This window comes from Methylobacterium ajmalii (genome assembly GCF_016613415.1).
In the GTDB taxonomy this organism is placed as follows: Bacteria; Pseudomonadota; Alphaproteobacteria; order Rhizobiales; family Beijerinckiaceae; genus Methylobacterium; species Methylobacterium ajmalii.
In genome coordinates, this window is record NZ_JACWCT010000103.1 from 84,430 (window position 1) to 104,686 (window position 20,257).

The following is a 20,257-nucleotide window of genomic DNA, read 5'->3' on the forward strand; positions in this document are numbered from 1 at the left end:
CCTCCCGCCCTGTGCCGCGAAGGCGGCCGATCGCGCAGAGCGCTCCGTCGCCGTGGGCGAGGCAGGGCCCGTCCACCTCGCAGGCGACGCGGTGCAGCCTTTACGCAGTGCGATGCAGGACGGCAGACGGTCGCGCGGCGAGCGCGAAGACACGCCTCGTTCACCCCCGCCCCGCCCGCTCCGGCGGGCAGCGTAAAACCGCCTCCACCTCCTCGCGGGTCTTGCCGCGCACCGCGTAGCCCATCGCCTCGAAGCGCTCGATCAGCGCCGGGCTGTCCTCGGTGGCGCAGGCGGCCCAGGCGGCCAACCGCTCGTTCATCGTGTGGAGTTCGGCGGACGGGTTGCGGTGCGGGGTGGACGGTTCGTTCATGGGGGTGGCCATCCTTGACGACTGGGTCGTGCCGGCGGGAAGACGCAGGGTCAACGCGCCGGCAGCCGTCATGGTTGTGTCTTAAAAGCGCCGCCCTCACTCCATGGTGGGCGCCAGCTTCTTCACCCCCGGCACGTCCTCGCCGAGCCAGGCGGCGTTCTTGGCGGTGCCGTCGAAGGTGGCGCTCGTCTTGAACAGCTCGTACTTGCCCTCCAGCGCGTAGGGGCGGCTGCGGGTGAGCAGTTCCGCCACCGTCGCCTTGTCCATCGGCTTGAAGGTCTTCACCGCCTCGAAGGCCTGGTCGAGGTCGCGCTGGTTCTGGATGCCGGTGATGACCACCGAGGTCTGCAGGTTGAGCGAGAAGTGCAAGTACTCGATCGGCTTGATCGGCGCGTCGCTCTTCAGGATCACCCCGTCGCCGAAGGTCTTCATGGCGAGCGCCGCGATGCCGTTCTGGACGAGGTAGGGCAGCACGAGGTGGCCGAAGCTGCGGAAATGCGCGTCCATCACGTTGAGCGGCATCTGCACGGAGTCGAAGTGGAAGCCGCGCTCGGCCGCCACCTCGAGCATCTGCAGGTGGATGCGCGGGTCCTTGTGGCCGGTGAAGCCGATATAGCGCAGCTTGCCGGCCTTTTTGGCTTCCTGGAACGCCTCCATGGCGCCGCCCTCGGCGAAGACCCGGTCGGGATCGTCGTAGCGCAGGATCTCGTGGTGCTGCACGAGGTCGATCCGGTCGGTGCGCAGGCGGCGCAGCGACTGGTCGATCTGCTTCATCGCCTCCTGCTTGGTCCGCCCGTCCATCTTGGACATCAGGAAGACCTTGTTGCGATAGCCGTCCTGCTCGAGGGCGATGCCCATCCGCTCCTCGGAGCGGCCCTCGTTGTAGTCCCAGCAATTGTCCATGAAGGTGATGCCGCGGTCGACGCCCTCGTGGATCAGCCGCGTCGCCTCGGCATCGGTCACCGCGGACTTGCCGAGGTGGAAGCCGCCCATGCCGATCGCCGAGATCTTCTCGCCGGTGGGGCCGAAGGGCCGGTAGAGCATCTCGCCCCGGCGCTCGCCGGGATCGGTGACGAGCGGCAGGTCGGCGGGGTCGTTGGGCCGCGTGGTGGGCAACGGGGCGGGCGGGGCGTTCACGGCCGCCCCCGCGGAGCCGGAGACCGCGAGACCGGCCCCGAGGGCCGCACCCTGCAGGAAGCTGCGACGTTCCATGGCGTTTCTCCTTGAGCGGGATTCATCGGGACGACTCCGTCAGGCGGTTCGCCGCGTGGAGCAGGCGGAGCGCCGCGCAGGCCGCGCCGTAGCCGTTGTCGATGTTGACGACCGCGATCCCGGGCGCGCAGCTCGCCAGCACCGCGTCGAGGGCGGCGCGCCCGCCCTCCGCGACGCCGTAGCCGACCGAGGTCGGCACCGCGATCACCGCGCCGGCGACGAGGCCGCCGAGCACGCTGGGGAGCGCCGCATCCATGCCGGCGGCGCAGATGACGATCGGATGGGCCCGGATCTCCTCGACCCGCCGGGTCAGCCGCCACAGGCCGGCGACCCCGACATCGGCGATCAGCGTGGTGGCGTGGCCCTGGTAGGCCAGCGTCCGCTCGGCCTCGCGGGCCACCGGCACGTCCGAGGTGCCGGCCGCCACGATGGCGATGCGGGCGGGCCCCTCGACCGGACGCGCCGCGCCGAAGAACGCCGTGCGCGAGACCGCGCAGTAATCGAGCCGGTCCCTGTACCGGAGGGCCGCGTGGCGCTCCGGGTCGAGGCGGGTGACGAGGAAACGCGCGCCCCGCTCGTCGGCCGCCGCCAGGATGGCGTCGATCTGGGCCGGCGACTTGCCGGCGGCGAACACCGCCTCCTCGAGGCCGATGCGCTCGGGTCGGGCGAAGTCGAGGGTGAATTCGTCGGAAAGGCTCATCGGGCCGGTCCCCCCGTCAGGAAGGCGCTGCCGGTGCGGTAGGGCGCGAAGGAGACCGGCGCTGCAGCGAGCCGGGCCGGCGCGCGCGCCGCGATGCGGCGGCCGAGATCGGCCCGCCTCGCATCGGGCAGGCCGGCGAGGCTGTGGGGATCGAGCTCGACCACGATACCGGCGGCCCGCACCCGGCAGCGCACCGCGCTCCTGGGACCGCTCTCGGCGCCCGTCGCCGTCAAATCCTCGCCGACCAGCCGCTCGACGGCGTGGATGAAGGCCAGGGTCTCGGGCTCGATCCGGATGCCGGTCTCGACCCGGCTCGACAGGCAGGGCGCCGAGGGCAGCTCCGCCACCGCGCCGAGGCCCAGGTCGCGGGCGAGCGCCCGCACCATCGCCTTGCTGAACCCCGCCTCGACGAAGGGGTGGCGCACCCCGTGCTCGCGGGCGGCGTCGAGGCCCGGGCGGTACTCGCCGAGGTCGTCGAGATTGGCACCGGACACGATCTGGCGCCCGGTTACCCGCCGGATCGCCCCGTAGAGGTTGGTCTTGCAGAAGAAGCAGCGGTTGACCGGATTCTCGCGATAGGCCGGATCGGCGAACTCGCCGGCCTCGATCACCCGGAGCCGCCATCCCTCGCGGGCGGCCTCCGCCCGCACCCGCGCGGTCGCCTCGCCGGGCACGGCCGGGGAGACGGCATGCACCATCAGGGGCGGCTCAGGGCTGGTGCGATGCGCGATCGTCGCCAGCGTCAGGCTGTCGACCCCGCCGCTCACCGCGACGGCGATCGGCCCGAGCCCGTCGAGGACGGAGGCGAGGGTGGCGCTCATCGCCCGTCCTCCGGCAGTGCGAGGGCCAGGCGCTCGGCCTCGCGGCGCAGGGCCTGGCGGGCGGCGTGGCCCTCGGTCGCCAGGGCGTCGTCGGATTCCGCCTTGGCGGTCCGCCCGCCCGGCCGTGCGACGCTCTTCACCCGGACCGTCCGGCCCGCGACCTCGACGGTGTCGAGGCGCCGCGTCAGCGCCGCCCCCGAGACGGTGTGGTGGCGCAGCCCGATCGTGGTGGTCTCGCGAAAGCAGGCCTCGATCGCCTCCTCGATCGCGTCGGCCCGGGCGAGCGCCCGGACATGGGTCATCATCCGGCCCTTCTTGCCGAAGACCGGCATCTGCACGACGTCGAAGATCTTGTCGTGCGCCCGCAGCCGGTCGAGCCCCATGGCGAGGTCCTCGGCCGACTGGTCGTCGACCTCGAACTCGATGATGCCGAGCTCGCGGTGACCGGGAGAGCCGGTCTCGCCCTGCTCCTCGAAGGCCAGCACCCGCAGCACGTTGCTCAGGCCCGGCAGCACCTTGGTGCCGAAGCCGAGGCCGCTGCGCAGGAGCCGGCGCGGCCCGCTCTTCCGAGGCTGCTCCCCGCAGAGATGGCGCAGGATCGCCGCGCCGGTCGGCGTCACCCGCTCGCCCGGCACGCCGTCGTCGAGGGTGAGGAAGCCTTCGAGCAGGAGCGCGGTCGCGGGCGCCGGGACCGGCAGCGGCCCGTGCTGGGTCATCACCCGCCCCGAGCCGAGGGGCAGGGCCGAGACCGACCAGCGGGTGGCGCCGATCGCATCGATCAGGTGCGCCGCCGCCACGATGTCGGCGATCGAATCCCAGGCGCCGACCTCGTGGAACGCCACGTCCGCGACCGGGATGCCGTGCACCCGCGCCTCGGCCTCGGCGAGATGCGCGAAGATCGCCAGCGTGTGGGCGAGCACCGCGGGAGACAGCCCGCTCGCCTCCAGGTCGCGGCGGATCGCGGACCAGTGCCGGTGCGCGTGACCGCCGCCGTGATGGTGGTGACGGTCATGATCGTGGTGGTGATGGGCGGCGTGGTCGCCGTGATGATCGTGATCGTGGTGGTGATGGCCGTGGTCGTCCGCCGGGCGGTCGGGCGCCTCGCCCTCGGGGCCGGCGACGGCGAAGCGCCGGCCCTGGAGCACGCCGTCGCCATGGGCGAGGAGCGCGCAAGTCGTGCGGCCGCGGCTTGCTCGCGCCACGCTCTCGCGCACGCCCGCCTCGTGCTCCGGAAAGGCGTCGAGGAGCGCCGCCGCGACCATGTCGCCGGCCACGCCCCCGACGGCGTCGAGATGAATCTGCATCGGGTCCTTCGTCCCGGCCTCGGAGTTGACGCCGGTCGTGGGCAGATCGGTCCGCGGGGCCTCACGGCAAGCGCCCCGGACAGACGGTCGCAGCGGGGACGGCCCGGACTTTCGCGCCCCGCCCCGGTGGATCCTCCCCACGCCCCGGGGCATAAGCCCCACCAACGACACGATGCCGACCGCCCGGGCGGTCGCGCATCATAGGAGAGGACGCGACCCCATGCGGATCACCGGAGAGAACCTGATCGGCGCCGCCTCCCGCCGCGGCGAGGGCGAGACCTTCCGGGCGGTCGAGGCCGCCACCGGAAACAGCCTGGAGCCGGCCTTCGCGGCGGCGACGCCGACCGACGTGGACCGGGCCTGCGCCCTCGCGGCCGAGGCCTTCGACCCCTACCGCGAGACCGCGCTGGAGGACCGTGCCCGCTTCCTGGAAGCGGTGGCCGAGGCGATCCTCGCCCTCGGCGACGAGCTGATCGTGCGCTGCATGGCCGAGAGCGGCCTGCCCCGCGCCCGGCTCGAGGGCGAGCGCGGCCGCACCGTCGGCCAGCTCAAGATGTTCGCCGGGGTGGTGCGCGACGGCGGCTTCCTGGAGGCCCGGGTCGACCCGGCGCAACCCGAGCGCAAGCCCTTGCCGCGCCCCGACCTGCGCCTGCGCCAGATCGCCGTCGGCCCGGTCGCGGTGTTCGGCGCCTCGAACTTCCCCCTCGCCTTCTCGGTGGCGGGCGGCGACACGGCCTCCGCGCTCGCCGCCGGCTGCCCGGTGGTGGCCAAGGCCCACCCGGCCCATCCCGGGACCTCCGAACTCGTCGGCCGCGCCGTGCAGGCGGCGGTGAAGCAATGCGGCCTGCCCGAGGGCGTGTTCTCGCTGCTGCTCGATGCCGGCATCCCGGTCGGCCAGGCGCTGGTGGCCGATCCGCGCATCGCCGCGGTCGGCTTCACCGGCTCGCGCCGCGGCGGCGTGGCGCTGATGCAGGCCGCCGCCGCCCGCCCCGTCCCGATCCCGGTCTATGCCGAGATGAGCAGCATCAACCCGGTCGTCCTGCTGCCGGCGGCGCTCGAGGCTCGCGGCCGCGACATCGGCCGGGCCTTCGCCGGCTCGCTCACCCTCGGCTCGGGCCAGTTCTGCACCAACCCGGGCCTGATCCTGGCGGTCGAGGGCCCGGGCCTCGACGGCTTCCTGGACGCGGCCTCCGCCGCCCTGGCCGAGATCCAGGCCGCCACGATGCTGACGCCCGGCATCCACCGGGCCTATTGCGCCGGCGTCGCGGCGCTCGAGGCCAACCCCGCCGTGACCACCCTGGCGCGCGGACTCGCCGGCGGCACGAACCAGGGCCAGGCGGCCCTGTTCTCGACCACAGCGCAAGCCTTCCTCGCCGACCACACCCTCGCCGAGGAGGTCTTCGGCGCCGCCTCGCTCGTCGTGCGCTGCCCCGACCTCGCGACGATCCGCGCGGTGCTGGAGCGGCTGGAGGGCCAGCTGACGGCAGCGCTCCACCTCGACGAGGCCGACCACGACGCGGCTCGCGCGCTCATGCCGGTGCTGGAGCGCCGGGTCGGGCGCATCCTGGTCAACGGCTTCGGTACCGGCGTCGAGGTCGGCCACGCCATGGTGCATGGCGGGCCGTATCCGGCGACCTCGGACGGGCGCACCACCTCGGTCGGCAGCCTGGCGATCCACCGCTTCCTGCGCCCGGTGAGCTACCAGGACCTGCCCGAGGCCCTGCTGCCGGCGGCCCTGCGCACCGGCAACCCCCTCAAGCTGTGGCGCCGCGAGGACGGCAAGGTCGTGGCGCCGGAGGCCTGATCCCACCCCGCTCCGGGCGGCCGCCGGGCCTCCCGGAGCGCTTGGAACTCACCCCCTGTATTCTCGTTGATCGCCGCACCAGCACAGGAGCACGCGATGATCGAGACCAGCCGCATCAAGGAGCACATGCCCGTCGTCGGCTCCGACGGCGGCCATGTCGGCACGATCGATCATCTCGACGGGCAGCGGATCAAGCTGACGAAGACTGACCCGGAGGCCGGCGGCCACCACCACTTCATCCACGTCGATTCGATCGCCAGCGTCGAGGACGGGCAGGTGCACCTCAACCGCACGACCGCCGAGGCCAAGGACGAGTGGGCGACGGCCTGAGGGCGGCGCCCGAGCGATCCTCGCCGACGAAAAAAGGCCGCCCTCGTCGGGCGGCCCGAAGTCCAGGGAGGAAACGCCCGGGAGGGCGAGTGCCGCGCGGTGGCGTCGCCGCCGCGTTGCCGGGGATAAATCCAGTCCGCGGTCGCGTGGTTCCGGATCAGGGCCCGGTACCAAGGTCCGTGCGGTCGAGCCTTGGTTCCGCCTCGATTCATGCGGCGGAACTTTTACGGAACGATGCAGGTCCGGGTGGTCACGACCTTGCGCATCCCCCACTCCGTCAGGCCGACCCGCTGCCGGGTCGAGCAACCGTAGCCGGGGCGGGGCGCGTAGACCGGGTAGCCTCCCGCCACCACGACGTGGCGCGGCGCGCTGTCGACCAGGATCGGGCGCCGATCATAGATCGGACGCCGATCGATGAAGACGGGCCGGGCCCCACCCCGCACGACGACGGGACGCCGGTCGACGTAGATCCGCGGACCGCCCCCGTATCGATCCCCGTGCCGGTGCCATCCGTCCCAGCCGTGATGCCCATGCCATCCCTCATGCCCATGATGATGCCCATGAGGTTGACGGCCATGATGGTGGTCGTGGTGACGGCCGTGCGCCGAGGCCGGTGCGATCGAGAGGGCGGCGAGCACGAGGGCGGCCGCCGCCAGACCGAATGGCTTGCTCATCCTGAAAGTACCTTTCTGTGTGTACCCTGAATGATCGCCCCGCCCCGGTCGTGGCGGCGGGCGGCTGAACCGCACCGCTCCGGCCCGTTCATCCAGCCTGCAGGCGCGCGAGGCGGGCAGGTCAGGTCCCAGTTTGTTATATCTTGAACACTCCCGTGGTACGGATCGTGCTCCATCCCGCACCGCGTCGTTCCCTTCGGCGCGGCGCGAGCCCCGGCGAGGACGGCGAGGACCATGGCGGAGATCGACACCCGGGCCTTTCTCGAGGACCTCCACGCGTTGCGGGCGATCGGCCGCTTCCGCACCGGCGTGCACCGTCCGACCTACTCGCCGCAGGACATGGAATCCCGGCGCTGGCTGATGCGACGGCTGGAGGAATGCGGGCTCGCTCCCACCATCGACGGGGTCGGCACCGTGCTCGGGCGACATCCCGGCGCGGGGCCGCATCTCCTCGTCGGCAGCCACATCGAGAGCCAGAACGAGGCCGGCTGGCTCGACGGGGCGCTCGGCGTCGTGGCGGGGATCGCGCTCGCCCGGGCCGGGCTGCCGGTCGACGTCTGCGCCTTCGCCGACGAGGAGGGGCATTTCGACGTCGGCTTCCTCGGCAGCCGCTCCGCCATCGGCGAGGTCACCGAGGCGGCGATCGACGAAAGCCGCAACAACACCGACGGCACGCCCCTGCGCGAGGCGCTGCAGGCGGTCGGCCTTGCCGGACTGCCGCGGATGCAGCTGGAGGCCGGGCGCTACCGCGGCTTCCTCGAGATGCATATCGAGCAGGGCACGCAGCTCGAAGCGGCCGGTTTGCGCCTCGGCGTCGTCACCGGCATCGTGGCGATCTGGCAGTTCCGGATCGTGATCGAGGGCGCGCAGGACCATGCCGGCGGCACCACGATGGCGGAACGGCGCGACGCGGGGCTCGCCGCCGTGCGCCTGCTCTCGGCCATCGACGAGGCGTTTGCGCGGATCTGCGGCGAGCGCAGCACCTGGACCACCGGGCGCATCACCCTCGATCCCGGCGCGCCGAGCATCATCCCGGGCCGGGCCGAAATTCTCTTCCAGTTCCGCGACGTGTCGGTGCCGGTGCTGGAGCGGATGGAGGCGACGCTGCGGGCGCTGATCCGCGAGAGCAACCGGCGCGAGCGCTGCACGGCGACCCTGGAGGAGATCTCCCGCAACAGCCCGGCCCTGTGCGATCCCGGACTGATGGACGCCCTGTCGCAGGCCGCCGAGGTCCTGTGCCCGGGCGGCTGGCAGGCGATGCCCTCGGGCGCCGGCCACGACGCCCAGAACGTCGCCAAGGTGATGCCCGCCGCGATGCTGTTCGTGCCCTCGATCGGCGGCATCAGCCATCACTGGAGCGAGGACACCCGGGAGGAGGACCTGGCGCTCGGCGTGCGGGTGCTCGGGGCGGCGGCCGAGCGGGTGCTGGCCGCCGGCGCGTGATCGCCGCCGATCGGGTCGCCGCCGCAGCCGGACGCCGCCGGTTCCCCGGAGCGGCGCCCGATCGCGTCTTCTTTCGACGAACCGGACCCTGCTTCGCCGAAGGAGGCCCTACAGCAGCTTGTCCAGCGTCACCGGCAGCGTCCTCACCCGCTTGCCGGTCGCGTGCCAGATCGCGTTGACGATCGCCCCGGCACTTCCCGTCACGCCGATCTCGCCCACCCCCTTGATGCCGAGCGGGTTGACGTGGGGATCCTCCTCCTCGACCAGGATCGCCTCGAGCGAGGGCACGTCGGCGTTCACCGGCACGTGGTACTCGGCGAAGTTGGCGTTCATCGGCCGGCCGGTGCGAGGGTCCATCACCGCCTGCTCGTGCAGGGCGAAGGAGACGCCCCAGATCATCCCGCCGTAATACTGGCTGCGCACCAGCCGCGGGTTGATGATCCGCCCGGCCGCGAAGGCGCCGACGAGGCGCGTCGCCCGGATCTGGCCGAGATCGGGATCGACCGTCACCTCGGCGAAGACCGCACCGTGGGCGTGCATGGCGTAGTGCTCCCGCGCCGCGTCGGGCCCGGCCGCGCCCTTGCCCTCCACGGCGTCCTTGCCGGCCCGGGTCAGGATGTCGGCGAAGCTCTCGGACCGGGTCTCGTCGTCGCGCCGCACCAGGCGGCCGTCCCGGGCGATCACCCCGGCATTGCCGGCGCCGTAGAGGGGCGAGCGCTGGTCCTGCGTCGCGAGCGCCGTCAGCTGCGCGATCGCATCCGTTGCCGCCGCCTTGATCGCCGTGCCGGCGGTGGCGGTGTGGGCCGAGCCGCCGGCGATGCCGCCGTTCGGCAGGTCCGAGGAGCCGATGCGGAAGTCGATCGCGTCGATGGGAAGGCCGAGCTCTTCGGCGGCGATCTGGGCGAGCGCGGTCCAGGCCCCCTGCCCCATGTCGATGGCGCCGATCGCCACCGAGGCCGCGCCGGTGGCCCTCACCACCGCCACCGCCTCGGCCTGGAACATCAGCGCCGGGAAGGTGGCGGTGCCGACGCCCCAGCCGACCAGCAGCCCGTCGGCATTGCGCATCTGCCGCGGCGCCAGCGGGCGCTTGCTCCACCCGAACGCCGCCGCGCCCTGGGCGTAGCACGCCCGCAGCGCCTTCGAGGAAAAGGGCTTGCCGGAGGCCGGCTCGGTCTCGGCGTAGTTGCGCAGGCGGAAGTCCAGCGGGTCCATGCCGCAGGCCTCGGCCATCTCGTCGATCGCGGCCTCCAGCGCCGCGCTGCCCGAGGCCTCGCCGGGCGCACGCATGAAGAGCGGCGTGCCGGTATCGAGCCGCACCGCCCGGTGGCGGGTGGCGAGCGCCGGGGCGGCGTAGAGCGTGTGCGAGACGCCGCCGCTCGGCTCGACGAAGTCGTCGAAGGTGCTCGTCGCCGTGAGCGTCTCGTGATCGAGGGCGGTCAGGCCCCCGTCCTCCGCCGCGCCGAGGCGCAGGGTCTGGCGGGTCGGGGCGCGGTGGCCGACCGGGCCGAACATCTGCGGCCGGCTCATCACGAGCTTCACCGGCCGGCCGACGAGGCGGGCCGCCATGATGCCGAGCACCTGGGGCCCGGCGATCATCCCCTTCGAGCCGAAGCCGCCGCCGAGGAACGGGCTGCGGATGTGGATGTTCGCGGGCGGGATGCCGAACAGGCCGGCGATGCGCGCTTGCGCCATCGCCAGCCCCTGCGAGGGCATGTCGAGGTCGAGCCGGTCGCCGTCCCAGGTGGCGACGACGGCGTGGGGCTCCATGGCGTTGTGGTACTGGGCGGGCGTCTCGTAGGTCGCCGCGACGGTGCGCGCCGCCGCGGCGAGGCCGGCCGCGACGTCGCCGGTCGCCATGTCGGCCGGGTCGCCGACGCCGATCGCCTCCGGCGTGTAGGGCTCCGCCCCGTCGAGGCCGACCGCGGGCGCCTCGACCTCGTAGGCCGGATCGAGCAGGGCGGCGCCCTCGGTGGCGGCCTCCAGGGTCTCGGCGATCACCACCGCGACGGGCTGGTTGGCATAGCGCACCCGGTCGTCCTGCAGGAGGTCGAGCCGGAAGGTGAAGCCGTCGTGCTTCTCGTCGGGGTGCTGGGCCAGCGCCGGCTTGTTCTGCGGCGTCATCACGGCGACGACGCCGGGATGGCCCTGCGCCGCCGCGACGTCGAGGCGGGTGACACGGCCGCGGGCGATGCGGCTCACCGCCATCACGGCATAGAGCATCCCGGGCGGGTGGCGGTCGGCGGCGTAGGGAGCGGCGCCCGTCACCTTCAGGATGCCGTCCCGGCGGGTGAGGGGCTGGCCGAGATTCGAGCCGTGGCGGATCGGGCGAAGAGCGGTCTCAGACATGCGCGGCCTCCGGGGCGGGGGCGAGGACGGAACCCGGCAGCGCGGGCAGGCGCGCGGGCGTGCCGGCGGCGGCGGCGGTCAGCGCCCGCACCGCGAGGCGGCGAGAAAGCTCGATCTTGAAGGCGTTGTCGCCGGAGGGTCTTGCCCCGGCCAGCGCGGCGTCCGCCGCCTCCCGGAAGGCGGCCGCGTCCGGCGCGCGGCCGGCGAGCAGGCCTTCCGCGTCCCTGGACCGCCAGGGCTTGAGCGCGACGCCGCCGAGGGCCAGCCGCGCCTCGGCGATGCGGCCGCCCTCGAGCCGCAGGGCCGCCGCGGCCGAGACCACCGCGAAGGCGTAGGAGGTGCGGTCGCGGACCTTGAGGTAGCGGCTGTGGCCGGCGAAGGCGGCGGCCTCCGGCGGCAGGACGAGCGCGGTGATCAGCTCGCCGGGCTCCAGCACCGTCTCGCGCTCCGGCGTGGTGCCGGGCAGGCGGTGGAAGGATTCGAGCGGCACCAGGCGGGTGCCGGCGGGCCCGGCGATCTCGACGCCGGCGTCGAGGGCGACGAGGGGCACGCAGAAATCCGACGGGTGGGTGGCGATGCAGGCCTCGCTCCAGCCGAGGATCGCGTGGAGCCGGGTCTCGCCGCCGATGGCGTCGCAGCCGCTGCCGGGCCGGCGCTTGTTGCAGGCGCTGCCCGGGTCGGTGAAGTAGGCGCAGCGGGTGCGCTGCATCACGTTGCCGGCCGCCGTCGCCGCGTTGCGCAGCTGCGCCGAGGCGCCGGAGAGCAGAGCCTCGGCCACCGCGGGATAGGCCTCGGCGAAGGCGGGATCGTGCGCGAGGTCGCTGTTGCGGGCGAGCGCGCCGATGCGCACGCCGCCGTCGTCCCGCCGTTCGACCGCCGCGAGGCCGGGCAGCCGGGTGATGTCGACGAGGCGGGTCGGGCGGGCAACGCCGCCCTTCATCAGGTCGAGGAGGTTGGTGCCGGCGGCGAGATAGGCCGCGCCGGGCGCGGCCCCGGCCGCGACCGCCCCGGCCACGTCGGTGGCGCGGACGTACTCGAACGGGATCATGCCGCCTCTCCCTGCCGGGTGGTGGGGGCGTTCTGGCTCAAGGCCTTCTGGGCCTCCAGCACCGCCTCGGTGATGCCCGCATAGGCGCCGCAGCGGCACAGGTTGCCGCTCATCGCCTCGCGCACCCGCTCGGGGTCGTCGCCGGCCTGGGCCTCGCGGATCAGCCCGACCGCGCTCATGATCTGGCCCGGGGTGCAGAAGCCGCACTGGAACCCGTCATGGGTGATGAAGGCCTCCTGCACCGGGTGCAGGCGGTCGCCCTCGGCCAATCCCTCGATGGTCAGGATCTCGGCCCCGTCGAGGCTGGCCGCCAGCGCCAGGCAGGAATTGATCCGCCGGCCGTCGACCAGCACCGTGCAGGCGCCGCACTGGCCGCGGTCGCAGCCCTTCTTGGCGCCGGTCAGGTGCAGGCTCTCGCGCAGCAGGTCGAGCAGGGTGACGCGGGGATCCGGTATCGGGATCGTGCGCCGCGTGCCGTTCACCGTCAGGACGATGTCGAAGCTCATGCGTCGGCCTCCAGGCTAGACGGGCTCCAAACTAATCCGGGTGGCCGGACCGCCCAGATGCGGCCGCGTGCGGCAGCGCACATGTCGCAGCGAACCTTTTGCCGGCACGACGGTTGACGCTGCGAAACCGCTCAGCGGTCCCCTTTGACTGATAGGTACCGACATGAAGACCCGTATCGCCCTCGCGGCTGCCATGCTGACCGTCGCCGCCGCCCCCGCCTTCGCCCAGGGCGGCTCGCCCTACAACCGCTCCGGCTCGCAGGCCGGCGGCCCGCTCGGCGGCATCGAGCGCGCCTACGGCGCTCCGGGCGGCGTCCCGTCCGTCGATAGCACCGGCAGCGTCGTCGTCTACCCGCGCGACGACCGCGGCGTGCTCGTTCGCGAGGTGCCCCCGGGCTACGCCCCGGCCGCCCCGTACGTCTACGGCCGCTGATCGAGCCGGGCTCCCGTTCCGCCCCGTTCGGGAGCCCGCTCTCGCGAGCCGTGAGGCCCGTCCCCGCGCAAGCGGGGGCGGGCCTTCTTGCATGCGTGGCGTCGTGCCTTGCCTCGGATCCGGCCCCGGTGTGAACTCCGAGCCTTCCCAGCGAGATCGCGAGCCGCCCGCCGATGACCGTCCCCGCCAGCCCGATCGTCCTTGCCCACGCCGCCTATCGCCTCGGCGATGCCTACCGGGCGGCGGGCGCGTCCGGGCCCTTCGTCGAGGTGCGCGACGCCGCGGCACTGGACGAGGCGGTGGCGCAGGCCGAGGTGCTGGTGGTCTCGGGCCTGTGGCGGCACGCCCTCCTGGAGCGGGCGCCGCGCCTGCGCTTCATCCAGTCGGTCAGCGCCGGCACCGACCAGTTCCCGAAGGACGCCTTGCGCGCGCGCGGCATCCGCCTCGCCAGCGCGCAGGGCGGCAACGAGCGCGCGGTGGCCGAGCATGCGCTCGCGCTGATGCTCGGCCTCACCCGCCGCCTGCCGGAAGCCCTGCGCAACCAGGCCGCCGCGACCTGGCGGCCGATGATCGCCGATCCGGCTCGGCGCGAGCAGGAACTCGGCGGCCGGACGCTGCTGGTGATCGGGCTCGGGCGCATCGGCACCCGCATCGCCCGGCTGGGCCAGGCCTTCGACATGCGGGTGATCGGCCTGCGCCGCCGCCCGCTCGAGGCGGGCGACCCGGTCGAGGCGGTCTTTTCTCCGGACCGGCTGCACGCGGCCTTGAAAGAGGCCGACGTGGTGGCCCTCGCCTGCCCGCTGACGCCGGAGACCGAGAACCTCATCGACGAAGCCGCGCTGGCGGCGATGAAGCCGGGCGCGCTGCTCATCAACGTCGCCCGCGGTCGGGTGGTCGACCAGGACGCGCTCGCCCGCGCATTGACCGAGGGCCGGATCGCCGGCGCCGGCCTCGATTGCTTCCACGATGAGCCGCTGCCGGCCGACGCGCCGTTCTGGCGAATGCCGAACGTGATCGTCACGCCCCACAGCGCCGGCGAGACGAGCCTCTACGAGGGCCGGGTGATCGGCCTGCTCATCGAGAATCTCGGGCGGCTGCAGCGGGGGGAGGAATTGGTGAACCTGGTGGTGTGAGGGGGGGGGGGCGGCCCCGGCACGATTGCCTCTGCCGGACCCCGCGCCTCCTCGATCCCGCCGATCTCCAGCACACCCTCGTGCGCAACCGGGGTACCGCCGGCGGACCAGCGCACCCGTACGGACTTCGCCTGGATGCGGCGGCCCTGCCCCTCGGGAGAGGGGACGCGCGCCGCGTCATCACCCAAGGCGGCCCCGCCCTTTCCAGCCTGGAAACGGGAGAGAGCGGTTCGACGACTTGCGTCGAGACGGAGACATCCCCGGCTCCCCTTCAACCCCCGAACCGGTCCGCCCGCGCCTGGTGGCCGGCGAGGTCGACCAGATCCGCGAAGGCGCCGTAGCTCGTCATGGCGTCGGCGCGACCGCTCGGCGTGCCGTCGCGCCGGAGCGCCGCCAGGGTCTCCTCCATCGCCCGTACGGCGGAGAACAGGGCGCTCAGCGCGTAGAAGGCGAGGCTGAAGCCCATCCCCTGGAGGTCGGCGGCCGTCAGCGCCACCGCCTCGGTGCCGTCGACGATCGACACCACCTTCGGCCCCGGCACGGCGCGGGCGATCGCCTCGACCTCGGCGACGCGCTTGACCCCGTCGACGAAGACGAGGTCCACCCCCGCCTGCGCGTAGAGGGCGGCCCGGCGGACCGCCTCGTCGAGGCCCATCGCCGGCAGCGCGTCGGTGCGGCCGATGACCAGGAGGTCGTCCTCGCCCCGCGCCTCGAGGGCGCAGGCGAGACGCCGGGCGTTCTCCTCGGCGTCGACGAGGCGGATGCCGGCGAGCTGGCCGCAGCGCTTCGGCGCGACCTGATCCTCCAGGTGGATCGCCGCCACCCCGGCCTGGACGTATTCGCGCACCGTGCGGTGGAGGTTGGCCGGCCCGCCATAGCCGGTATCGGCGTCGGCGACGACCGGGATGGTCACCGCCCGGGTCATGATCCGGGCGTGCTCGGTCATCTCGGTCTGCGACATCAGGCCGAGATCGGGCAGGCCGAGCCGGGCCGCCGTGGCGCCGAAGCCCGTCATGTAGACCGCCGGGAAGCCGGCCCGCTCGACGAGGCGGGCCGTCAGGGCGTCGGCCGCGCCCGGCGCCATGACGATTCCCTGCGCCATCCCGGCGCGCAGCCGGGCGGCGGGGCTCGTGCGCGCCGTCATGGGAGCGCCCCCAGTCATGCCAGGGCGCCCTTCGAGGCGACGGCGTCGGTGCGGGCCTCGTCCCTGAGCTCGGCCCGGGCCGGGATCAGCGCGACGAGGAGCGAGGCGAGGAGCGCGCCGCCGCCGATCACCCACAGGCCGGCGAGGCCGGTGCCGGCCCATCCCTCGGCCGCGACCTTGAGGTTGGGGGCCACGAAGCCGCCGAGATTGCCGATCGCGTTGATGACCGCGATGCCGCCGGCCGCCGCGGCGCCGCCGAAATACCCCATCGGGAAGGTCCAGAAGATCGGCTGGGCGCTGATCAGCCCGGCGACGGAGACGCAGAGCGCCACCACGGCGACCAGCGGCGGCAGGTAGCCGGACGCGATCATGCCGAGGCCGGCGCAGAGGAGCGAGACGACCGCGAAGGTCCGCCGGCGCCCGCTGCGCTGGGCGAGGCCCGGCCAGAACGCGCTGACCGCGAAGGCGCAGAGCCACGGGATGCTGGTGACGAGGGTCACGCCGAGGCCGATCTTGGTGCCGAGCAGCGCGCTCACCTGCGCCGGCAGGTAGAAGGCGATGCCGTAGCCGCAGATCGCGATCGAGAAGTAGGTGAGCGCGAAATGCGCCAGCAGCGGGTTGCGGAAGATCGCACCGAGATGGACCGCGCCGTGCGCCGACTTGGCGGCGTTCTCGGTGGCGATCGAGGCCTCGAGCGCCGCCTGCTGGCGGGCCGGCATCCAGGCGGCGTCGCGCGGCCGGTCGGTGAGGTAGAAGTAGGCCCACACGCCGACGAGCGAGGCGGCCAGGCCCTCGACCAGGAACATCAGCTGCCAGCCGGTCAGCCCGAAGGCGCCGTGCATGTCGAGGAGGAGGCCCGAGATCGGCCCGCCGAGGATGAAGCAGAGCGGCTGGCTCAGGTAGAACAGGCCGAGGATCTGGGCCCGCTCCTTCGCCGGGAACCAGTAGGTCAGGTAGAGCAGCACGCCGGGGAAGAAGCCGGCCTCGGCGATGCCGAGCAGCACCCGCAGCAGCGCGAACGAGGTGTCGCCCTGCACGAAGGCCATGGCGGCGGCGAGCAGGCCCCAGGTCACCATGATGCGCGACAGCCAGACCCGCGCCCCGACCCGGTGCAGGATCAGGTTGCTCGGCAACTCGAACACCGCGTAGCCGATGAAGAAGATGCCCGCCGCGAAGGCGAAGGCCGCCTCCGAGATCCCGGTCGAGAGCTGGAGCGCCTGCTTGGCGTATGCCACGTTGGCGCGGTCGAGATAGGCCAGCAGGTACATCAGCACCAGGAACGGCACCAGGCGCCGCCGGGCGGTGGCGACGGCGGCTTCGGTGTCCGACGGCGGTGAGGCGACGGCAGGTGTCATCGGGCGTTCCCCTTCGTTTGTCGTGGTGTTTCTTGGCTGTGATTCTTGGTCGTCGCGGCTGTCGTGGCGGCGCTCAGTCCGCTTCGTCCGGCAGCACCTTGCCTGGATTGAGGATGCCGAGCGGATCGAGCGCCTGCTTGATCGCCCGCATCACCCCGATCGCCGCGCCGTGCTCGAGGTCCATGAACTTGACCTTGCCGGAGCCGATGCCGTGCTCGCCGGTGCAGGTGCCGTCCATGGCGATGGCGCGGCGCACCAGCCGGTCGTTGAGCGCCGCGGCCTCCGCCAGCTCCGCCTCGCTCGACGGATCGACGATCAGGCCGAGATGGAAGTTGCCGTCGCCGACATGGCCGACCGTGGTGATCGGGAACGAGGCGCCGGCGATGTCGGCCCGGGTCTCGGCGAGACAGCGCGGCAGGCTGGCGATCGGCACGCAGACGTCGGTGCTCCAGACCCGGCCGTTGGGGCGCAGGGCCTGGACCGCGTAGTGCACGTCGTGGCGCGCCCGCCACAGCCGCGCCCGGGCATCGGCATCGGCGGCGGTCTCGAAGCCGAGCGCCCCGTTGCCCTCGGCGAGCGCGCCGACCAGCGCCATCTGCTCGGCGGTGCCGGCCGCCGTGCCGTGGAACTCCATGAACAGGGTCGGCGCCTCGGTGAGCGCGGTGCCCGAATGGCGGTTCACCGCCGCGATGGTGACCGGATCGAGAAGCTCGACCCGGGCGATCGGCACCCCGCACTGGACGATCTCGACCACGGTCGCCACCGCCGCCTCGACGCTCGGAAAGGCGCAGACCGAGGCCGCGACCGCCTCCGGGATGCCGTGGAGCCGCACCGTCAATTCGGTGACGATGCCGAGCGTGCCCTCCGAGCCGACCAGCAGCCGGGTCAGGTCGTAGCCCGCCGAGGATTTGCGCGCCCGCGAGCCGGTGCGGATCACGGTACCGTCCGCCATCACGGCGGTGAGGGACACGACGTTGTCCTTCATCGTGCCGTAGCGCACCGCGTTGGTGCCGGACGCCCGGGTCGCCGCCATGCCGCCCAGCGTGCTCTCGCCGCCGGGATCGACGGGAAAGAACAGGCCGGTGTCGCGCAGATGCGCGTTGAGCTGCTGGCGCGTGACCCCGGCCTCCACCGTCGCGTCGAGGTCGTCGGCCCGCACCGCGGCGATGCGGGTCATCCGGCTCAGATCGAGGCAGACGCCGCCGTGGAGCGCCGCGACGTGGCCCTCCAGCGAGGTGCCGCCGCCGAACGGGATGACCGGAACGCGGTGGCCCGCGCAGGCGCGCACGACGGCCGACACCTCGTCCGTCGTGAGGGCGTAGCAGACCGCGTCGGGCGGCCGCGTCGGGTGATAGGACTCGCCGCGGCCGTGGTGCTCGCGCTCGGGCAGGCCGCGGGTGAAGCGGTCGCCGAGGAGGTCGGCGAGCGTCTGCGCCAGCCCATCCGGCAGGCCGGCCCGGAGCGGACGGGCCGCGATGCTTCCTTCCATGACGCCCCTCCCGGCGATTCGATCGTTGCCCGGGAGCGTGCCGCAATCACGAGCGGCAATCAAGTCGATCGTACCTTGGATACAACAGATGTGCCGGTCGCGGACGGGATGGGCCTGTGCGATAAGCCGGCATGCCGTCGATCCAGCTCGATCTCAAGGTTCCGAAATCGCTCTCCGCCGCGGTCGAGGAGCGCATCCGCGACGCCATCGTGAACGCGGAACTCGCCTTCGGCCAGGCCCTGCCGGAGGACGGCGTCGGCCTCGCCATGGGGGTGAGCCGCACGCCGATGCGCGAGGCGCTGACGCGCCTCCAGGCGCAGGGGCTGGTGGTGATCGTGCCCAAGAAGGGCACCTTCGTGTTCGACCCCTCGCCCGACGACGTCGACCAGCTCGCGGCGTTCCGGCTGATGCTCGAGAGCGAGGCGGTCCGCCTCAGCCTCGCGGTCGCGCCGGAAGCGGCGCTCGCAGGCCTGCGGGCGGCCCACGCGGCGATGGAGCAGGCGCGCCGGGCCGGTGACGGCCGCGCCTATGCCCGGGCCGACACCGTGTTCCACGCCAGCTTCCTGGGCCAGTGCGGCAACGGCTACCTGGCGAAGGCCTACGAATCCATCGCCTGGCAGGTGGCGGCGTTGCGCGCCCATCTCTCGGTGCCGCGCCTGCACGAGCAGGACACCTCGTTCTCCGAGCACGCGGCGATGATCGGGCATTTCGCGGCGGGCGAAGCGGAGGCCCTGCTGGCGATCCTGAGCCGCCACATCCTGCGCTCCGCCGCGGTGTATCGCGAGGCGATCCGGGTGCGCGCCGGGTAGGGGGCCGGGCGGGCCTGCGCGTGCCGGGAGTTTGGCGCCGAATTCCCGGGTGCCGAATCGGGGCGTCGGTCGCGGCGGCCCGCTCCGGGCGGAGCGGGCCGTGAACCACCCTCAATGCGCCGAGACGCCCCGGGTCGGCACGATGTCGTTGGCGATCACCTCGCCGAACGGGCCGTCGTTGCGGGCATTGGTCGCCGCCCGGCCGGTGGTGCTGCGCAAGGGGAGCTTGGGGAAGACAAGCTCGGCGAAGCGGTAGGCCTCCTCCAGGTGCGGGTAGCCGGAGAGGATGAAGCGGTCGATGCCGAGATCGATGTATTCCTTCATCCGGTCGGCGACCTGGTCGGGCGAGCCGACGAGCGCGGTGCCCGCCCCGCCCCGCACCAGGCCGACGCCGGCCCAGAGGTTCGGCGAGACCACGAGCTTGTCGCGCCGGCCGCCGTGGAGCTGCATCATCCGGCTCTGGCCGACGGAATCCTGGCGCGCCAGGGTCGCCTGCGCCTTGGCGATGGTGGCGTCGTCGAGGCGCGAGATCAGCGACTCGGCCGCCTCCCAGGCCGCGGATTCGGTCTCGCGCACGATGACGTGCAGGCGGATGCCGTACGAGAAGGTCTTTCCGCGCTTGTCGGCCGCCTCGCGGGCCCGGGCGATCTTTTCCGCCACGCCGGCCGGGGGCTCGCCCCAGGTCAGGTAGACGTCGCAATGGTCGGCCGCGACCTCGATCCCGGCCGGCGACGAGCCGCCGAAATAGAGCGGCGGGTAGGGTGTCTGCACCGGCGGGAAGATCAGCCGGCCGTCCTCGACCTGCAGGTGCTCGCCCCGGTAGGTCACGGTCTCGCCGGAGAGGAGCGCGCGCCAGACCCGCAGGAACTCGTCGGTCACCGCGTAGCGCTCGTCGTGGCCGAGAAAGACGCCGTCGCCGCGCAGCTCCACGGGGTCGCCGCCCGTGACCACGTTGATGAGGAGCCGCCCGTCCGAGATCCGGTCGAGGGTGGCGGCCATGCGGGCGGCGGTCGAGGGCAATTGCAGGCCCGGCCGCACCGCCACCAGGAAGCGCAGGCGCTGCGTGAGCGGTGCCAGCGCCGAGGCGACGACCCAGGAATCCTCGCACGAGCGCCCGGTCGGCAGCAGCACCCCGTAATAGCCGAGCTCGTCCGCGGCCTGGGCGATCTGGCGCAGGTAGGGCAGCGAGACGGCGCGCGCGCCTTCCTGGGCGCCGAGATAGCGGCCGTCGCCATGGGTGGGCAGGAACCAGAGGACGTCGGTCTGGCCGGTCATGGGGAAGACTCCGGGAAAGAGGAGCGCCTGTTCGGCGGCAGTGATCGAGTTTTCCCACCCG

19 protein-coding genes are annotated in these 20,257 nt (G+C 73.1%); 6 read left to right on the forward strand and 13 right to left on the reverse strand.

The annotated features are described in order from the left end of the window. Positions 1 to 160 precede the first annotated feature (160 nt). From HPY23_RS19935 to larC, 5 genes are all read right to left on the reverse strand, one after another. On the reverse strand, positions 161 to 370 hold the full coding sequence (locus tag HPY23_RS19935) for a hypothetical protein (protein ID WP_060846906.1): 210 nt from the start codon (positions 368 to 370) through the stop codon (positions 161 to 163). Positions 371 to 466: 96 nt separating this feature from the next. Continuing rightward, positions 467 to 1,582: an aldo/keto reductase gene (locus tag HPY23_RS19940; protein ID WP_200601777.1), complete on the reverse strand. Its 1,116-nt coding sequence runs from the start codon at positions 1,580 to 1,582 to the stop codon at positions 467 to 469. Positions 1,583 to 1,604: 22 nt separating this feature from the next. Further along, on the reverse strand, positions 1,605 to 2,282 hold the full coding sequence (gene larB, locus HPY23_RS19945; RefSeq protein ID WP_060846908.1) for a nickel pincer cofactor biosynthesis protein LarB: 678 nt from the start codon (positions 2,280 to 2,282) through the stop codon (positions 1,605 to 1,607). Further along, complete coding sequence (gene larE, locus HPY23_RS19950; RefSeq protein ID WP_060846909.1) at positions 2,279 to 3,103, reverse strand: ATP-dependent sacrificial sulfur transferase LarE; 825 nt, start codon at positions 3,101 to 3,103, stop codon at positions 2,279 to 2,281. The genes larB and larE overlap by 4 nt, the downstream gene beginning before the upstream one ends. After that, entirely contained in the window at positions 3,100 to 4,407 is a 1,308-nt protein-coding gene (gene larC, locus HPY23_RS19955) for a nickel pincer cofactor biosynthesis protein LarC (RefSeq protein WP_091881482.1), read from the reverse strand. Before larC ends, larE begins: the two co-directional genes overlap by 4 nt. Positions 4,408 to 4,627: 220 nt before the next feature. Here larC and HPY23_RS19960 point away from each other — a divergent pair, with 220 nt between their 5' ends. Next, on the forward strand, positions 4,628 to 6,211 hold the full coding sequence (locus HPY23_RS19960; RefSeq protein WP_091881483.1) for an aldehyde dehydrogenase (NADP(+)): 1,584 nt from the start codon (positions 4,628 to 4,630) through the stop codon (positions 6,209 to 6,211). 96 nt (positions 6,212 to 6,307) lie between these two features. Beyond that, positions 6,308 to 6,541: a DUF2171 domain-containing protein gene (locus tag HPY23_RS19965; protein ID WP_091881486.1), complete on the forward strand. Its 234-nt coding sequence runs from the start codon at positions 6,308 to 6,310 to the stop codon at positions 6,539 to 6,541. 224 nt (positions 6,542 to 6,765) lie between these two features. Here HPY23_RS19965 and HPY23_RS19970 read toward each other — a convergent pair whose 3' ends face one another. Next, complete coding sequence (locus HPY23_RS19970) at positions 6,766 to 7,215, reverse strand: hypothetical protein (protein ID WP_139234855.1); 450 nt, start codon at positions 7,213 to 7,215, stop codon at positions 6,766 to 6,768. Between the two features lie 234 nt (positions 7,216 to 7,449). Between HPY23_RS19970 and HPY23_RS19975 the strand changes: the two genes are divergently transcribed. Then, a complete protein-coding gene (locus HPY23_RS19975; RefSeq protein WP_091881494.1) occupies positions 7,450 to 8,658 on the forward strand; it encodes a Zn-dependent hydrolase in 1,209 nt (402 codons plus the stop codon). Between the two features lie 108 nt (positions 8,659 to 8,766). On the opposite strand, the gene HPY23_RS19980 is transcribed toward HPY23_RS19975, so the two are convergent. From HPY23_RS19980 to HPY23_RS19990, 3 genes are read right to left on the reverse strand one after another with little or no spacing between them, the layout of a single operon-like run. After that, positions 8,767 to 11,004 (reverse strand): xanthine dehydrogenase family protein molybdopterin-binding subunit, encoded by a 2,238-nt coding sequence (locus tag HPY23_RS19980; protein ID WP_091881496.1) that lies wholly within the window; start codon positions 11,002 to 11,004, stop codon positions 8,767 to 8,769. Continuing rightward, positions 10,997 to 12,052 carry an FAD binding domain-containing protein gene (locus HPY23_RS19985; protein ID WP_091881499.1) on the reverse strand — a complete coding sequence of 352 codons (1,056 nt, stop codon included), beginning with the start codon at positions 12,050 to 12,052 and terminating at the stop codon, positions 10,997 to 10,999. The genes HPY23_RS19980 and HPY23_RS19985 overlap by 8 nt, the downstream gene beginning before the upstream one ends. Next, the gene (locus tag HPY23_RS19990; protein ID WP_091881502.1) at positions 12,049 to 12,558 is read right to left on the reverse strand and encodes a (2Fe-2S)-binding protein; all 510 of its coding nucleotides are present in this window, start codon (positions 12,556 to 12,558) and stop codon (positions 12,049 to 12,051) included. The genes HPY23_RS19985 and HPY23_RS19990 overlap by 4 nt, the downstream gene beginning before the upstream one ends. A 163-nt stretch (positions 12,559 to 12,721) precedes the next feature. On the opposite strand from HPY23_RS19990, the gene HPY23_RS19995 reads away from it, so the two are divergent. Together HPY23_RS19995 and HPY23_RS20000 are read left to right on the forward strand one after the other, a co-directional pair. Beyond that, positions 12,722 to 12,991: a hypothetical protein gene (locus tag HPY23_RS19995; RefSeq protein ID WP_091881505.1), complete on the forward strand. Its 270-nt coding sequence runs from the start codon at positions 12,722 to 12,724 to the stop codon at positions 12,989 to 12,991. 173 nt (positions 12,992 to 13,164) lie between these two features. Then, entirely contained in the window at positions 13,165 to 14,124 is a 960-nt protein-coding gene (locus HPY23_RS20000; RefSeq protein ID WP_091881508.1) for a D-2-hydroxyacid dehydrogenase, read from the forward strand. Between the two features lie 271 nt (positions 14,125 to 14,395). Here HPY23_RS20000 and HPY23_RS20005 read toward each other — a convergent pair whose 3' ends face one another. The 3 genes from HPY23_RS20005 to HPY23_RS20015 all read right to left on the reverse strand — a co-directional run bounded on the left by HPY23_RS20005 (position 14,396) and on the right by HPY23_RS20015 (position 18,112). Next, positions 14,396 to 15,268: an isocitrate lyase/PEP mutase family protein gene (locus HPY23_RS20005; protein WP_091881512.1), complete on the reverse strand. Its 873-nt coding sequence runs from the start codon at positions 15,266 to 15,268 to the stop codon at positions 14,396 to 14,398. 14 nt (positions 15,269 to 15,282) lie between these two features. Continuing rightward, a complete protein-coding gene (locus HPY23_RS20010) occupies positions 15,283 to 16,623 on the reverse strand; it encodes an MFS transporter (RefSeq protein WP_060846922.1) in 1,341 nt (446 codons plus the stop codon). Between the two features lie 73 nt (positions 16,624 to 16,696). Further along, the gene (locus tag HPY23_RS20015) at positions 16,697 to 18,112 is read right to left on the reverse strand and encodes an FAD-binding oxidoreductase (protein ID WP_091881515.1); all 1,416 of its coding nucleotides are present in this window, start codon (positions 18,110 to 18,112) and stop codon (positions 16,697 to 16,699) included. A gap of 131 nt (positions 18,113 to 18,243) precedes the next feature. Here HPY23_RS20015 and HPY23_RS20020 point away from each other — a divergent pair, with 131 nt between their 5' ends. Beyond that, a complete protein-coding gene (locus HPY23_RS20020) occupies positions 18,244 to 18,921 on the forward strand; it encodes a GntR family transcriptional regulator (protein WP_091881519.1) in 678 nt (225 codons plus the stop codon). 111 nt (positions 18,922 to 19,032) lie between these two features. Here HPY23_RS20020 and ssuD read toward each other — a convergent pair whose 3' ends face one another. After that, positions 19,033 to 20,196: an FMNH2-dependent alkanesulfonate monooxygenase gene (ssuD, locus tag HPY23_RS20025; protein WP_060846925.1), complete on the reverse strand. Its 1,164-nt coding sequence runs from the start codon at positions 20,194 to 20,196 to the stop codon at positions 19,033 to 19,035. Positions 20,197 to 20,257: the final 61 nt, after the last annotated feature.